Raw genomic sequence first — 15,536 nt, 5'->3', positions numbered from 1 at the left:
TCACCAATCTACCTAGCGATGTGTAACCTCGCTCTGTACTTCCTTCCATCCGGGAACGGCTACAGTATGCTGCTCGCAAGTTGGAACCATGCGCCATTCTCGCTCCGAAACTTCGTAAACAATGGCAACCCCTGCTTGCTTATCACAACCGTGATAGACGCAAGGCAAGGGCGGGTCTATCTTGATCTGTCGAAAACCGTCGTTCATTGCTATTACCTCTCTCTAATAATCTTCCCCCGGAGCCTGTCATTCTGAGCGCAGCGAAGAATCTCGCCTGCACCGCTCATACCTCTCTAATGACCTTCCTCTCCCAGGGTGAGGACTAAAAATCAATCAAAACAGTCGCTTGTTGACAACTGGCACTCTCGTGCAATATACTGCACGAAATTGATGTTACCATAAGCATCCGTGTAATGTCAAAGACAAGCATGAAATTACAAGGAAAAAAACGCAATGTTGACCGCGGAACGACGACGTTCAATTATGCAGCTGTTGCAACGTGATGGGAAGGTGCATGCAACCGAATTGAGCAAAACTCTGCATGTCTCAGAAGATACTATTCGCCGCGACCTGCGCGAACTGGCCGCCGCGGGTATGCTGCAACGTGTCCATGGAGGCGCGCTGCCTCGCTCGCCTGTAACCGCCAGCTTCACCGAACGCCAGCAGCAGCCGGCCAGAGCCAAAACAGCCATTGCGCTCGCAGCCGTCAAACTCATTCGCCAGGATCAGGTGATTATCTTCGATGGTGGCACGACCCCTCTACAGGTGGCCGAACATCTGCCCCGCGACCTGCGCGCCACCGTTATCACCCATAGCCCGCCTATCGCCCTCGCTCTGGCGGAATATCCAGAGATCGAGGTCGTGATGATTGGAGGGAGGCTCGACAAGCATCAACTGGTAGGTTCCGGCGCTGCCACGGTCGAGGCCTATCGCAATATCCGGGCCGATCTCTGCTTCCTCGGAGTAGGAGGCCTGCATCCCGATGTCGGCATCAGCATCTTCAACCTGGAAGAGTCCTATGTCAAACGTGCCATGATCGCCAGCGCCGCCGAGGTAGTGGCTTTAGCGGTCGCCGAAAAATTAGGCACCGCTGCCCCCTATATTGCCGGCCCGCTCACCGATCTGACACACCTCATCACAGAGCGTTCCGTCCCCGATGAGCTGCTGGCGCCCTATCGCGCGCAAGGCATAACCGTCATCCGGGCATGAATAAATGGTTTTTGCAATTACCAGGTAAGGTTGTCACCTGCTCTACCGCGCTCACCACCTGCTCGAAATTGTCCAGTAGGAGCAACACTTGCTGCTCTCGCAGTTCCTCCACGAGGCGTTCCAGGAGCGTCCGTCCGCTACCTTCTCGAATAGCCAGCGTCTCAGCAATAGTCGGCACGACCAGGGCAGGATCACTGATGGGAGCCAGGTTCACCAAGAACACACCACCGGGGAACATCTCACCCACATCTGCAGCCACCTGCAAGGCGAGGCGAGTTTTCCCCGTCCCACCCGGGCCGGTCAGTGTCACAAGGCGCACGTTCTCGCTGCGCAGCAGATCTCCGATAGCTCCTACCTCGCGCTCACGTCCCAGAAACGCTGTTGGTTGGACAGGCAGGTTATTTGGGAAACTCCCCAGGGTGCGCAGCGGTGGAAAATTGGCGGGTAGACCATCGATCACCAATTGGAAGAGGTGCAAGGGACGCCCGAGACCCTTGAGGCGATGCTCCCCCAGATCACGCAAGGATGCACCCTCCGGCAGGTCTTGCTCCACCAGTGAGCAGGTTGCCTGGGAGAGCAGCACCTGTCCGCCATATCCAACGCTCATTAAGCGAGCCGCGCGATGCACATCCAGGCCAACGTAGCCCTAAGTAACTCGCTCTGGCTCTCCTGTATGCAGACCCATGCGAACCTGTACCACCACACCATCAGGAAAGGCGTGGCAGGCCAGGGCGCGTTGAGCTGCCACGGCCGCTGAGATGGCATCGGTGGCGCGCGCAAAGACCACGAAGAAGGCATCTCCCTGGGTGTCCACGATATTCCCGTTCCAGTATTCAAACACTGCGCGCAGGACCTGGCGACACTCAGCTAACACGCTGGCATAGCGATTCCCGAGCTGTGTGAGCAGGCGTGTGGACCCCTCAATATCAGTGAACAGCAGCGTTACCGTACCGGTTGGCAAATTCTGCATAGCTCTGCCTTGCATTCATGCTGTAGCCGATACCCGGCGTGCCATCTCCCGCTCCCAACCGTGCGCGAAGCGGCGATCTTCGATTGTCTCGCCGCTGGGCACAGTATCGGAAACAAAATCTTCTGGCCGCAGGTCGGTTCCGATCTTGCAATTACGTCCCACTTTCAGATGATCCGGCAGGCGCGTCCGCTTGCCGATGAGCGTGATACCGCTGTTTAACAGGTCCGGTTCCAGCTTGTTTGGCGTCATATCATCACCGGTGCCAATCTGACACTGCTTGCCTATGATGACCTCTTTATCCGTGATCGTATGATCAACCATGCTGCCTGCGCCCACCACCGTATCAAAAAGCAAGATAGAGTTTCTTACAACCGCGCCCTCCTCAACAATCACGCCCGGCGAAAGCACGCTGCCCTCGACATGCCCCTTAATAATGCAGCCATGCGAAATCAGGCTTCCAATGATCTGCGCCCCGCCGTATACGTGGGCAGGAGGCCGCTCTTCACTGCGCGTATGTATGACCCAAGAGGGATCATAGAGGTCGAAGGATGGTGGATCATCGAGCAGTTTCATATGCGCCTCCCAATAGGAATGGATCGTCCCCACATCCTGCCAGTATCCAGTGAAAGGATAGGCAAAGACACGCTCCTTGTGTTCCACCATCGTAGGAATAATGTTGCGACCAAAATCATGCCTGGTAGGAATGCCGCTCTCGCCAGCGCGCGCATCCTCAATCAGCACACGAATCAGCGTATCGCGATCAAATACATAAATTCCCATCGAGCCAAGGGTGCCTCGCGGCGAGCGCGGTTTTTCCTCGAAGGAAGCGACTCGCCCCTCGGCATCTGTTTCCAGAATGCCGAAGCGATGGCCCTCCTCCAGTGGCACAACCACCGCCCCCAGTGTAACATCAGCCCGGTGCTGCTGGTGAAACGCGATCATTGGCCTGTAGTCCATACGATAGATATGGTCGCCGGCCAGGATAAGCACATAGTCGCAGCGCGATTCCAGAATAAAACTCAGGTTCTGGTAGACAGCGTCGGCGGTGCCTGAGTACCAATCTGATTCCTTCCGGCCCACATACGGCTGGAGCAGGTGAATCCCACCTTTCTGGCGATCCAGGTCCCATGGTTTGCCGATGCCGATGTGATCGTGCAGCGAGTGCGGGCGATACTGTGTCAACACACCCACATCTGTAATCTCGGAGTTAACACAGTTACTCAGGGCAAAATCAATGATGCGATACTTACCGGCAAAAGGAACCGCGGGCTTGGCACGCTTTTGTGAGAGCAAACTCAATCGCTCACCCTGACCCCCGGCCAGGATAATCGCCAGCACCTTACTCATAGCTCAACACATCCTTTCTTGATGGGGAACCATACCCCGCTCATCGCTGAGGCGTACAGTTTATTATATCTCATGCCGCTCACCGCCATTAGACCAGCCCCACGGCTCCGCCGTAGGGGCCGGGCAGTCCTGTCTGGGGGACAGGCATACCGTACACAGCGCCGATTTATCGGCCTCCGTGTCCCTTGCCGGACTATTTCGTTCAAATCCATCATCACCCTCTGGCCAGGTCTCATGCCGCGCACCAGCTATGTCATTGTGAGCCAGCCATGTCATTCTGAGCGAAGCGAAGAATCTGTCCCCGGGGAGACCAGGATTCTTCGCCGCACTCACAATGACATGCCCGGATCTCTCATGCCGCGCGCCGGAACAAATTCAGCGTGCGCCCCTGTAAATGGTCAAAGTACACAGCCAGGATGATCAGCAAGCCAATCGCGATTTGCAGGTAGAACGGATCGATAGCCAGCAGGTTGCCGCCATTGGCAAGCAGGCCCATAATCAATGCGCCCAGCACCGCGCCGATGACGCGCCCCTTAGCTCCTGACAGGCTCGCTCCGCCGATAACCGCGCCAGCAATCGCCTGTAACTCGTATCCGGTTCCAGCAGTAGGAATACCCGCTCCCAGTCGCGACGTGGTCAGGATACCGGCAAATCCGGCCAGCAAACCACTGATACAGTAGACTGCGATCAGCACGGAGTTCACCGGAACGCCCGAGAGACGTGCCGATTCCGCGTTTGAGCCCACAGCATAGACGTAGCGACCAAAGATCGTTCGCCCAAGTATGAAGGCCGCTATGAGCGCTACAATGATGAGGATCCAGAACAGGCTGGGCAAACCGAGTACGTAGCCGTTAGCAATGATATTGAAGGCATCGGGCAGGGGCGCGATTGTTTTAGCGTCTGTCCACAGCAGCACCAGCCCTCGCGCAACTCCAAGCATGCCAAGCGTGGCGATGAATGGAGGAAGCTTGAGCCGCGCTACCAGCAATCCATTGATCAGCCCAAGGACCAGCCCCACCAGCAATCCGACCAGGATAGCCACCGGGACAGAAGTACCGTTGGCGAGCAACAGGGCCGTTACTCCTCCGCTTAGACCCAGGATCGAACCAACTGATAGATCGATACCACCGGTCAATATCACGAACAGCTGTCCTACCGAAAGGATAGCGAATACGGCCACCTGTCGCACCAGGTTGTCCAGATTTGTAAGCGTCAAAAAGTCATTCGTCGACAGTATCAGCGCGGCTACGAAGATCAAAAGAACCAGGATGCCGCCGCTTTCACGCCCTAGACTGATAGGCGTTCGCTGTTCTTCCACCGCCTGCTGTGTTATCGCAGCCTGCTGCGATGGTTGTGGAGTACTGGAAGTTGTTGCCATGAGTAATATCCTTTCTATTCGTTATGCATTCACTGCAACGGGCGTGCTACTCGCCAGGCGCAGTACCTCTTCTTCCGTCGCCTGTTCAATTGGTAGCTCGCCGGTGACTCCAAAGTCGTGCAGGATTACCACACGGTCGCAGATGCCAAGCAATTCCGGCAAGTATGATGAGACGATCACGATGCCCATGCCCTTAGCCGCCAGATCACCGATAATGGTGTAAATGTCCGCTTTGGCTCCTACATCGACGCCCTTTGTCGGTTCATCGAGCAGCAGAACCTTCGCGTTTGTCGCCAGCCAGCGGCTCAGCAAAACTTTCTGCTGGTTCCCACCTGAGAGCGATGAGATGGGCTGCTCGCTCGTATGGTACTTCAGGCGCAGGCGCGGCACCAGCTGGTTGAACAGGGAAAGCTCTTCTTTATGGGAGACAACCCCCAGGCGGGAGACCGCGGACATGTTCGCGATGGTCACGTTCTCCCGCAGCGAGAGATCCGCCAGTATCCCTAGCTCCTTGCGATCTTCTGTCAGCAATCCCAGACCTGCCTTTACTGCCTGGGCCGGAGACCCTGGAGGCAGCGGTTTGCCATCAACGAATATTTTGCCAGCATCGATAGCATCAGCCCCGAAAATGGCGCGCACCGTCTCTGTTCGGCCCGCTCCCACCAGTCCCCCAAGTCCCACAATCTCACCCGCGCGCACTTCCAGATTGATGGCGTAGGGACTGCCTTTCAAACGCAACCCCTGGACAGATAACAGCGTCCTGCCAAATTGCTTTTGTTCGCGCTTCGGGTAAAGCGCCTCGATCTGGCGCCCGACCATCGAGCGAATCAATGTATCATGCGTAAACTCGCCAGTAGGAGCCGTCGTGATCAGCTGGCCATCGCGCAAGACGGTGATGCGATCACCAATCTCGAAGATTTCTTCCAGCCGGTGTGTCACGTACAGCACTGCTATACCCTCTTCCGTCTTGAGCCGTTGAATCAGTCGTAAAAGATGCTGCGCGTCCTCTTCTGAAAGAGCAGTTGTAGGCTCGTCGAAGATCACGATACGCGCATTCGCTCCCAGCACCCTGGCAATCTCCACCATCTGGCGCGTCGCCACGGGCAATTCTGAAACCAGCATACCAGGGTCGATGCGGTTCAAGCCTACGCGCTCCAACATCTGGACGGCACGCGCGCGTAGTTCCCGTTTCTTGACAACCCCACGCGTGGAGGGCAGATGCCCCATCAGCAGGTTTTCTTCGACCGAAACATCCGGCAGCAGGCTCAACTCCTGGTAGACAACGCCCACCCCGAGCGCCCGTGCCTGGGCAGGGCTGGGAGAACCCACCTCCTGTCCATCGATGAGATATTCACCCGCATCGCGAACCACGGCGCCCGTCAGAATTTTGATCAAAGTTGACTTGCCTGCGCCATTTTCACCTGCCAGGCAAAGAACTTCACCGCGAAACATCTCAAGCGAGACATCTTTCAATACCTGCACCGGACCGAAGGATTTTGTGATGTGTTTGAGCTGAACCAGCGGCGTTACCGGTGTCGCGGACGTCGAGGTCGTCATCTTATGCTCCCCCTTTCGTAGTCGGAGGATTCAACAGCTTCTGTACTGCCGGCGTGTTCATATTGCTTGAATCGACCAGTACCGCTCCTGGGTCCAGGCTAGGTGGGGCAAATCTTCCCTCCGCGCTCATCACGGCCTCAACCACGCCCTGGTAGCCAAAGAAGTACGGGTTTTGTACCACAATGGCTTGCAGTGTGCCAGCTTTGATCGCGTTGATCTCCTGTGGGTCTGAATCGAAGCCAACCGCGACGATACGATTCTGCGCATTGTTTTCCTGCAAGGATTGGGCTACACCGTCACCTGAGACGTTATTGTCGGCGTAGATTCCAACCAGGTTGGAATTGGCGGAGATGGCATCATTCACCTGTGAGAGTGCCGTAGGCGTATCGTTGTTGTTATAGCGATGAGCGATGATCTTTAAGCCAGGAAAGCGTGCCGCAAGTTCGGTCGTGAAGCCCGAGTCGCGGTCAACGATGGTCTGTACGCCCGCAACCGAAGACTCGATCAGGATGCCACCCGTCGTGATGCCTTTCTTCTGCAAGAGTTCTCCCAGCCGATCAGCTGCCGCTGCACCCGCCTTCGTATTATCGGTGCCAATAAAGCCGTCACTCGTCGTGGTCACCTTCGTATCAACAGTAATCACTTTGATGCCCTGCGCGCGCGCTCGATCAATCACGCCATCCAACGCCTGTGAGGATGAGGCGGCAAGCACAATAGCATCAACATTGCGAGAGAGAGAGTTTTCAACCAGGCTTACCTGGTCGGAAACATCTGCCTCCGATGTAGCCCCAAAGAGGCCAACCTGAACACCCCAGTCTTTCCCCGCCGCCTGAGCGCCTGCGAGCATCGCCTGCCAGAACTGCGAGTCGGTCGCTTTGACAATCACATCGATGCGCTTGCCCGAAGCTGGAGCGTTCCCGTTTGCGCGCGTCGAGGTGGGGACAAACAGGCGAGCGATCAGCACACCGATAATGAGGGTGACGAGCGCAATCGCCGCAACAGTTGAAAGTGTAAAGGGGGTTCTGAAGAATCTGGACATACCTTTCTTACTCCTTTTCTCAAGTTGTAGGAATGAAGCCGGCCGCCGCTGAAAGTCGCATCCTGCGCTAGTTCGTGTTGACCGGCTGGTACACAAGGGACTTGCGCCACAATTGCTACATGCAAGTGGTCAAAGTCTACAAGTAGACATACCTACGAAGCCTACATACAAAGACTCAATGATAGAAATCCGCGTGCTACACAAGATAGCCATACGAGACGCAATACAGGAGGAACACTACGAGGATAGGGTTTTCAGATATTCGAAAACCCGCTGACTTCATGTAAATAAGGGAACGAAGCAATACCGCCATAACGGGTGACGCTGATACCTGCTACCGCGTTCGCGAAATTGCCGATGGTACTCAGTTCCTGTTCTGACAGAACCTGAAGATCCGAGGGGGTGGAGCAGCCTTGCTGAACCAGCATGTATAATACTGCCCCGATAAATGCATCACCCGCCCCGGTTGTGTCAACGGGACGAACCGGCAAAGGGCGAATCTCTACTTGCCGGCTGGCCGTCATCAGCAGCGCGCCATTCGCACCAAGCGTGATGATGACGAGCCGCGGACCTCTCTCTAAAAGCGTTTCTCCCAGCGAGGTCAACCAGCCACTATCAGGAGGATTGGCAGGCGCTGTTACCTGATCGCTCAAGAAATGCGCCTCGTCGACGCTGAGCTTAAGAATGTCGGCGCGCTCTACGGCTTTAGCCAGAATCTCTTGTATGGTAGATGGCTCATCCCACAATGATTCGCGGACATTGACATCGAACGATACGATTGCGCCAACACGCCGCGTATGTTCCATGGCCGCCAGGGTCGCTACTCGCGCCGGCCCGCCGGAAAGTAAAACGCCACCCGTGTGACAGATAGCCGTATCTTGCCACGCCGACCAGTTCAGTTCTTCAACCCGTAACAGGCTATCGGCAGTGCCCTCGCGAAAAAACATAAAGCGTCTCTGGCCGTCATCAAGCAGCGTTACCAGAGCAACCGCCGTAGGTGCCCGCTCGATGAATTGCACATAGCGGATATCTACGGAATTTTCGACAAGCGCCTGTAGCAGTAACCGGCCAAACCTGTCCTCCGCAATTCCCCCAATGAAGCGAGAGGAACCCCCAAGGCGCGCAATGGCTACAGCAGCATTCGCTATCGCCCCACCGGCATGAGGAGTATAGCAGGCCCCACCTAACCGGATTGGTGAACTCGGAATGATATCGATAAGCGCTTCACCAAGGTTAATGATATGTTTCATACGGCCACCTCGCCAGTTTCGGGGCTTCTGTTGCCTCTTCGTCAGTATTTCGCCCCGCTATTGTAACTACTGCCAGAGAAGAAATTGCTTGATGTTCAAATTGTAAACGATTACAAGAATTTTGTCAAGGCTTTTTGGGCGAAAAGATGACAGATTCGATAATTTGGTCAAACTTGTTTCCAGAAAAGACAATATGCCGCCCGCTCGGGAAAGCAGCACTGAAAAATACACACTTTTGGACAGAAACATGTTATAATGTAGTAAATCGTTTACAAAAATTTGCTCAAAAGGTTGTTTCCAGCCCAATTTATTCTGAACCGGGAAAAGGGAGAAAAGAAAAGCTCATGAGAAGGAGTAAAAATCTCTGCTTTCATGCTTAAGCAATAGATGCATTATCAGGAGGTAACTTGTTCATATGGCTAGCATCAAAGATGTCGCGCAGGCTGCCGGTGTCTCGACAGCCACAGTTTCCCGCGTACTCTCCAATGGTCTGCACGTTCGACCTGAAGTACGCGAGCGTGTAATGGCCGCGGTAGAACGTTTAGGATATCGACCCAACCTGGTGGCTCGCAGCTTGCGCTCGCAGCAGTCTAACACTATTGGCCTCATCGTCTCCGATATCAGCAATCCGTTCTTTACCGCCATCAGCCGCGCGGTTGAGGATACCGCCTATGAACAGGGTTTTAGCGTCGTACTCTGCAACACAGATGAGAATCCACAGAAGGAAGCAATCTACCTGAACCTGATGCGCGACACGAGCGTCGCAGGGGCCATCATGTCGCCTACCCGTCAGACCATCGCCAGCTTTACAGACTCCAATCTTCCATTTCCTATAGCCGTAATTGACCGCTCTATCTTCAATGTTGATGTCGATGTGGTGCTGCTTGACAATGTAGACGCGGCCTATCGCCTCGTTACTCATCTTATCGAGCAGGGTTACAGGCGCATCGCCGCCCTATGCAGTGAAATGAGTACCGGCCTGGAGCGGCAGCTAGGATACGAAAAAGCATTGCGCGCCCATGGTCTCTCTCTCCGCTCCGAATATATGCGCTATATTCCACCCAGAGCCGATGCAGGGTACGCGGCAACGTTGAAGATGCTCGACCTTGCCGAACCTCCCGATGCTCTCTTCACCGTCAATAGCATGATTGCCGAAGGCGCTTTACGAGCCATACGCGAGTGCAATGTTACCATCCCTGACGATATCGCCCTGGTCACCTTTGACGAGACCACCTGGGCCTCGCTCGTCCAACCCGCCATTACCCTCATCGCCCAGCCAACTTACGAGATCGGCAAAACCGCCGCTGAACTCCTCATCCAGCGCATCACCGACCCCGACCGTCCAACCCGCCAGGTGATCCTCAAAGGTCAGTTGGTCGTGCGCGGTTCAAGCGTTCCCCACCACAATAATCCTGCTGATTCCCCAAAAGTTGGCATGGATTCTTCGCTGCGCTCAGAATGACATGCCCTATGTCATTCTGCATGGATTCTTCGCTGCGCTCAGAATGACATGCCCCGGACGTGTCTGGACATGCCCGGGGCATGTCATTCTGAGCGCAGCGAAGAATCCCCCCGTTGCATTCTGGGTAATCACCGGAAATCCTACTCACGCTAGAACGGCATACTGGTAGGAACAGCGCCCAGGCCATGCGCGTAACTCAGCAGGAAGTAGCCCACGATACCGAGCAGGAAAATGAACAGCACGAACAGGAAAAAAACGAAAGCCACATTGCTTGTAAGTGGCTGCTTGCCGGGTGAGGGTGATGGCTGTTGCTGCCTGCCGAACGTATGTGAAGGCGGGTAAGGCGCGAAAGGCGACCGGCGTGTTACCGGTCGTGACACAGGTGGTTGATAAAACTGTTGCATCTGGCCGGATGAATATCCCCCCAACGGCCCTGAAATCGGTATGCGCCCTAACGGACTGGACTGTCCGGGTGCGTGAGTCGTCCCTATACCTGTACTTTGCAGCCCTGGACTCTCAAGCGTTGGATACAGGATAGCATCGATATCGCGTTTCATCTCCAACGCCGTCTGGTAGCGCCGGTTGATATCCAGCGCCAGCGCGCGTTCCAGCAACGCCTCTACCTCAGAAGACAACCGTGGATTAATTGTGCGCGCGGGCGGAAACTGGAATAACGGATGCTCGGTCGGATCGCGATTCGTCAACAGGTAATACAGCGTCGCCGCCAGTGCATACAGGTCAGAACGTGGCTCAGCATTGCCCTGGTATTGTTCCGGCGGAGCATATCCAGGCGTGCCGAGGGCGGTCGTCTGTTTGCGCTGTGCCTTCGAGGGAGCATAGAGGCGGGCAATGCCAAAGTCTACCAGGTGGGCCTTTTGATCCCTGGCCCCGATAATAATATTGGCCGGCTTGATATCGCGATGCACAATCGGTGGTCTCTGCTGCTCCAGGTAATCCAGAATATCAAGCACTTCCGCGGCATAGGTGAGCGCTTCCTGTTCATCCATCGGTCGCCGGATGCGCTCCATTCGCTCATCCAGGTTCTCACCCTCGACGTATTCCTGCACCATAAAGTAGTGCGACCCCTCCTGAAAGTGGTCGGTCACCGCCGGAATGAGCGGGTGGTCGAGATGCGCCAGCGTCTGCACCTCGCGTTGAAAGTTGCGCACATCTTCTGTTGGGTCGGCATGCTCGGCAATCAGTTCCTTGATAACCACAGGCTTATCGACGAGGCGCGTATCGATAGCCAGCGCTAACGTACCCATTCCTCCCTGCCCCAATATCTTCTTGATAACATAGCGCCCCTCCTGCAACTGAGCGCCCGGAATCAGGAACTGTGTGGTGTTCGTGGTGCTTGCGGGCAGGCTTGTATCCACATTTCCGCTGGCAGGAGACGAATCCAGAGATGCCCCGCAATGCGTGCAGAAGCTCTCATCGTCGTGATTTTTCGTTCCACAAAACGTACATATTTTCATGAATCAGTAATCCTGGTATATCGCATCCATTTTGCCCTACACCATATTCTACCACCTGAAAGATACCCTATCCCAGATTTCTAACGTCAGTTTTCTCCCCTCAGAGGTGATTGAGGAGGAGATATACTCTACTAGAGTAAATGGTTCATCAATACTCATCTCAGCAGGGCATTTGTCATTTTGACATTTCTTGTTTTGACAATGTGTTCTATTTCGGTTATACTACCTGTGCTTGTTGCGAAATCGAAACCACTACCTATCAATGGTAGGGGCGACCCTGGCGGTCGCCCTGGAGTTCTCGTGCGAGGAACAGGTTCTTGAGCAGATATTTCACCAAAAAGCGCATCATCATCCTATATGCAGTGACGCTATTCCTCGCCGCCAGCATCTTCACCTATTTTCATCCGCTGCAATTCACCGGCTACGAACTTGCCTACATCAATCCTGCCCCGCCGGTCATTCCTGCTCTACAGCAGTGGCAGGGTAGCACTGGCTCGTTTGCCCTCAGCTATACATCGCGCATCGTTGTGGACCCTTCTTACAAAGCGCAGTTACTCGATACAGCCCAGGTTTTCCAGAATGACCTCTTCAATGAAACCGGCACCAGGTTTCCTATAGCCATATCAAGCCCACCCAATACCGGAGATTTTTTCCTGACGCTGACCAGCCTGGATAGCGGCCTCGGCAACGAAGGCTACCTCCTCGATGTAGAGGATGCCGTCACAATCAGCGCCCATACCAGCACAGGCGTATTTTATGGAACGCGCACCGCCTTGCAGATACTCAGAGAAGACTCCGCCCGCACCTATATCCCCAAGGGAATGGCAAGAGACTACCCGCAGTATCCTGAACGCGGCTTTATGCTCGATGTCGGGCGCAAATATTTCCCCATCAGCTACCTCGAGGACATCGTGCGCATGATGGCCTGGTATAAGATGAACGATTTCCAGCTTCATTTGAATGATAACGCGCCTGGAGCCGGAAATAATTCGAATTGGATGCACCAGTTTGCCGCATTTCGCCTCAACAGCCCGAACTTTCCCGGTCTTGCCGCTCCCAGTGGTTCCTATACTGAGCAAGATATCCTCGCGCTCGAATCCGTTGCCAGGCAGTATCACGTCACGATTACGCCAGAGATTGACATGCCCGCCCATGACCTCGCTCTCACCCAGTATCGTCCTGACCTCGCCAGCTCCGCATACTCAAAAGAGATGCTTGACCTGAGCAATCCCGCAACCTATACCTTTGTAGAGTCCCTCTGGAATACATTTTTACCATGGTTTCAGGCCTCCCAGGTCGATATTGGCGCCGATGAATATGTTACCAGCGCTGCAAACGACTACCGCCTCTTCCTCAACGCGCTCGACGTATTTCTTAACCAGAAAGACAAAACTGTGCGCATATGGGGGAGCCTGTCGAAGATGAACAGTAACATTCCCATCAACACAAATATCGTCATCGAAGACTGGAACAATAGCTGGTCTAACCCCGTAGATATGGTCAGGCAGGGTTTCCACATCATTAACGTGAACGATAACCTTCTCTATATCGTCCCCAAGGCGGGATACTATCATGACTATTTAGACACCCGCCAGCTCTACGAGCAATGGGAGCCAAACATCTTCGACTTCACACGTCCCAGCCTCAACCTTGCACCAAACGATCCTCACCTGCTAGGTGGCATGTTTGCCGTATGGAACGACGCGATCGGCAAAGTAAGCACTACAGATGTCTATGCCCGCGTGAAACCCGCCATGCCCACGCTCAGCGAAAAACTCTGGAACGGCCCCACAACCCCCTTACCCTATGAACTCTTCCAGCAATTAGCCATACTCATTGGCGACCCTCCCGGCACGCACCTGCCCGCTGTACCAACCTGGTGACCGCATACTGAGGAACGAAAGGGAAGAATCTGCACCTTGCCACCGTGTCATGCTGAGCGCAAGAAGCCGAAGCCCTGAGCAACGAAGGGGAAGAATCCGTGCCCATCCGAGCGAGCCAAGCCGTGTCATTCTGAGCGCAGCGAAGAATCTGTGCCCCCTCGTGCTGAGATTCTTCGCTGCGCTCAGAATGACACAGCCCGAGCCACCAGGCTTCCCGATTTTGCTGGTAAAAATCCCTTATTGGTCCCACGTCCATTTGCCACGAGAATCCTCATCCCATGTGATACACTAGTAGGGGCCTGATTTATCACGCCCAAAAGACCCGTTTCATAGAAGAAATCCCAGGATGCTAAGAACAATAACTGCTACACGCTATGTCACGCCGCTAAGAGAGGGTGGTTCGCTGCCCGCTATTGTTGAGGCCGATGATGATGGTCTCTATGTACTCAAATTTCGCGGCTCCGGTCATGGGACGAAGGCATTGATTGCAGAACTGGTTGCCGGTGAAATTGGCCGCGCGCTCGGACTGCCCGTGCCTGAAATCGTCTTCATGGAGCTTGATCCTGTACTGGGCCGCTCAGAGCCGGACTTTGAAATTCAAGCACTGATTGAGGCGAGTGAGGGCCTCAACCTCGCGCTCGATTTTCTGCCCGGCGCGCTGCCTTTCGACGCCCTGGATGCCGGCAGCGTAGACCCTGTACTGGCCTCGTCAATTCTCTGGTTCGATGCCTACATAACCAATGTTGACCGCACACCGCGCAACACCAATATGCTCTGGTGGCATCGCCGCTTGATGCTCATCGACCACGGCTCCTCGCTCTACTTCCATCACGTGAACTCGAACTATATTGAGCGCAGCCGCATAGCCTTTTCTCCGATCAAAAATCATGTCCTCTTGCCGGTAGCGTCCGCCCTAAAGGAAGTTGATCGAGACCTGAGCGCGCGGCTTTCACCGCAGATACTCCAGGATATCGTCGACCTCATTCCCGAATCCTGGTTAGAGGATGATCCCGACTTCCCAGACCCCGCTGCTCATCGAGCCGCTTATCTGAATTACTTGCTGGATCGCCTGGCAAATTCACAAATCTTTGTAGAGGAGGCCCTGCGTGCGCGAGACCAGCTCATATGATTACGCCATCATTCGTGTCGTTCCCCATGTTGAGCGTGGCGAATGCCTCAACGTCGGCATTATCCTGCACAGCCCGACGCGCCGTTTTCTCGATGCATCCATCCATGTTGACTATGAGCGATTGCGCGCATTTGCTCCCCAACTTGATCTTACTGCCGTGCAGCAACAGCTTGAGCATATCATCCAGATCTGCCATGGAAAAAAGCAGGGCGGTCCTATCGGGCAGCTCTCCCAATCAGAACGTTTTAACTGGCTCATATCCCCACGCAGCACCATCATCCAGACCTCGCCCGTACATGCCGGTATCTGCAGCAATCCAGAGGAAGAATTACAGAACCTCATGAAGAAACTGGTGCTGCTTGAGAGAGAGCAAAAAGATACAACATTGTCCGTTCCAGGAAAAATCGCTCATCAGCGCGAGCCTGAACGTTAGCCCTGCGCAGGGAATCATAGAAAGAGGATACATGAATGACAGACAATAAACACTTCACCACCATTGACGAATACATCTCCACCTTTCCAGGACCAGTCCAGGCTGCCCTGCAACAAGTTAGGCAAGCCATTCATCGCGCTGCTCCTAATGCCGTGGAGACCATCAGCTATAACATACCTACCTTCGATCTTTATGGCAGACATTTAGTGTTCTTTGCCGGTTGGAAACACCATATTTCCTTGCATCCTATACCCGCTGGCGATGAAGCGTTCCAGCAAGAACTCTCGCATTATAAAACAGCTAAGGGTACGATCAAGTTCCCAGTAGAGAAACCGATCCCATCCGATTTCGTGGAGCAAATTGTCACGTTCCTTACCAGGGAGAGAACCCTGCCACAATGAACA

The 15,536-nt window shown here is 54.5% G+C and carries 15 protein-coding genes; 6 read left to right on the top strand and 9 right to left on the bottom strand.

Annotated features, from left to right (window positions below; translation table 11 throughout):
- Positions 1-12 precede the first annotated feature (12 nt).
- Entirely contained in the window at positions 13-207 is a 195-nt protein-coding gene (locus VFA09_20255; protein HZU69617.1) for a hypothetical protein, read from the bottom strand.
- Between the two features lie 246 nt (positions 208-453).
- On the opposite strand from VFA09_20255, the gene VFA09_20250 reads away from it, so the two are divergent.
- On the top strand, positions 454-1,209 hold the full coding sequence (locus VFA09_20250; protein ID HZU69616.1) for a DeoR/GlpR family DNA-binding transcription regulator: 756 nt from the start codon (positions 454-456) through the stop codon (positions 1,207-1,209).
- Here the strand turns inward: VFA09_20250 and VFA09_20245 are convergent.
- From VFA09_20245 to VFA09_20215, 7 genes are all read right to left on the bottom strand, one after another.
- Positions 1,196-1,816 (bottom strand): AAA family ATPase, encoded by a 621-nt coding sequence (locus VFA09_20245; protein HZU69615.1) that lies wholly within the window; start codon positions 1,814-1,816, stop codon positions 1,196-1,198. The two genes, VFA09_20250 and VFA09_20245, sit on opposite strands and share 14 nt — an antisense overlap.
- Positions 1,817-1,855: 39 nt before the next feature.
- Positions 1,856-2,179, bottom strand: a complete 324-nt coding sequence (locus VFA09_20240) for an adenylate/guanylate cyclase domain-containing protein (GenBank protein ID HZU69614.1) — start codon at positions 2,177-2,179, stop codon at positions 1,856-1,858.
- Between the two features lie 15 nt (positions 2,180-2,194).
- Complete coding sequence (locus VFA09_20235) at positions 2,195-3,526, bottom strand: glucose-1-phosphate adenylyltransferase (GenBank protein HZU69613.1); 1,332 nt, start codon at positions 3,524-3,526, stop codon at positions 2,195-2,197.
- 352 nt (positions 3,527-3,878) lie between these two features.
- A complete protein-coding gene (locus VFA09_20230; GenBank protein ID HZU69612.1) occupies positions 3,879-4,904 on the bottom strand; it encodes an ABC transporter permease in 1,026 nt (341 codons plus the stop codon).
- Positions 4,905-4,925: 21 nt separating this feature from the next.
- Positions 4,926-6,461 (bottom strand): sugar ABC transporter ATP-binding protein, encoded by a 1,536-nt coding sequence (locus VFA09_20225; protein HZU69611.1) that lies wholly within the window; start codon positions 6,459-6,461, stop codon positions 4,926-4,928.
- Position 6,462: 1 nt separating this feature from the next.
- Positions 6,463-7,500: an ABC transporter substrate-binding protein gene (locus VFA09_20220; GenBank protein HZU69610.1), complete on the bottom strand. Its 1,038-nt coding sequence runs from the start codon at positions 7,498-7,500 to the stop codon at positions 6,463-6,465.
- Positions 7,501-7,754: 254 nt separating this feature from the next.
- Complete coding sequence (locus VFA09_20215) at positions 7,755-8,750, bottom strand: carbohydrate kinase (GenBank protein ID HZU69609.1); 996 nt, start codon at positions 8,748-8,750, stop codon at positions 7,755-7,757.
- Between the two features lie 415 nt (positions 8,751-9,165).
- Between VFA09_20215 and VFA09_20210 the strand changes: the two genes are divergently transcribed.
- Entirely contained in the window at positions 9,166-10,212 is a 1,047-nt protein-coding gene (locus VFA09_20210; protein ID HZU69608.1) for a LacI family DNA-binding transcriptional regulator, read from the top strand.
- Between the two features lie 149 nt (positions 10,213-10,361).
- Here VFA09_20210 and VFA09_20205 read toward each other — a convergent pair whose 3' ends face one another.
- Positions 10,362-11,687 (bottom strand): protein kinase, encoded by a 1,326-nt coding sequence (locus VFA09_20205; GenBank protein HZU69607.1) that lies wholly within the window; start codon positions 11,685-11,687, stop codon positions 10,362-10,364.
- Between the two features lie 317 nt (positions 11,688-12,004).
- On the opposite strand from VFA09_20205, the gene VFA09_20200 reads away from it, so the two are divergent.
- The 4 genes from VFA09_20200 (at position 12,005) to VFA09_20185 (ending at position 15,533) form a co-directional block, all read left to right on the top strand.
- Positions 12,005-13,570 carry a family 20 glycosylhydrolase gene (locus VFA09_20200; GenBank protein ID HZU69606.1) on the top strand — a complete coding sequence of 522 codons (1,566 nt, stop codon included), beginning with the start codon at positions 12,005-12,007 and terminating at the stop codon, positions 13,568-13,570.
- Positions 13,571-13,916: 346 nt separating this feature from the next.
- Positions 13,917-14,699, top strand: coding sequence for a HipA family kinase (locus tag VFA09_20195; GenBank protein HZU69605.1), 783 nt, complete (start codon positions 13,917-13,919; stop codon positions 14,697-14,699).
- Positions 14,677-15,132: a DUF3037 domain-containing protein gene (locus tag VFA09_20190; protein HZU69604.1), complete on the top strand. Its 456-nt coding sequence runs from the start codon at positions 14,677-14,679 to the stop codon at positions 15,130-15,132. Before VFA09_20195 ends, VFA09_20190 begins: the two co-directional genes overlap by 23 nt.
- A gap of 35 nt (positions 15,133-15,167) precedes the next feature.
- The gene (locus VFA09_20185; protein HZU69603.1) at positions 15,168-15,533 is read left to right on the top strand and encodes a DUF1801 domain-containing protein; all 366 of its coding nucleotides are present in this window, start codon (positions 15,168-15,170) and stop codon (positions 15,531-15,533) included.
- Positions 15,534-15,536 lie beyond the last annotated feature (3 nt).

This window comes from Ktedonobacteraceae bacterium (genome assembly GCA_035653615.1).
GTDB lineage: Bacteria > Chloroflexota > Ktedonobacteria > Ktedonobacterales > Ktedonobacteraceae > DASRBN01.
This window is presented reverse-complemented; position numbering and strand designations above follow the sequence as displayed.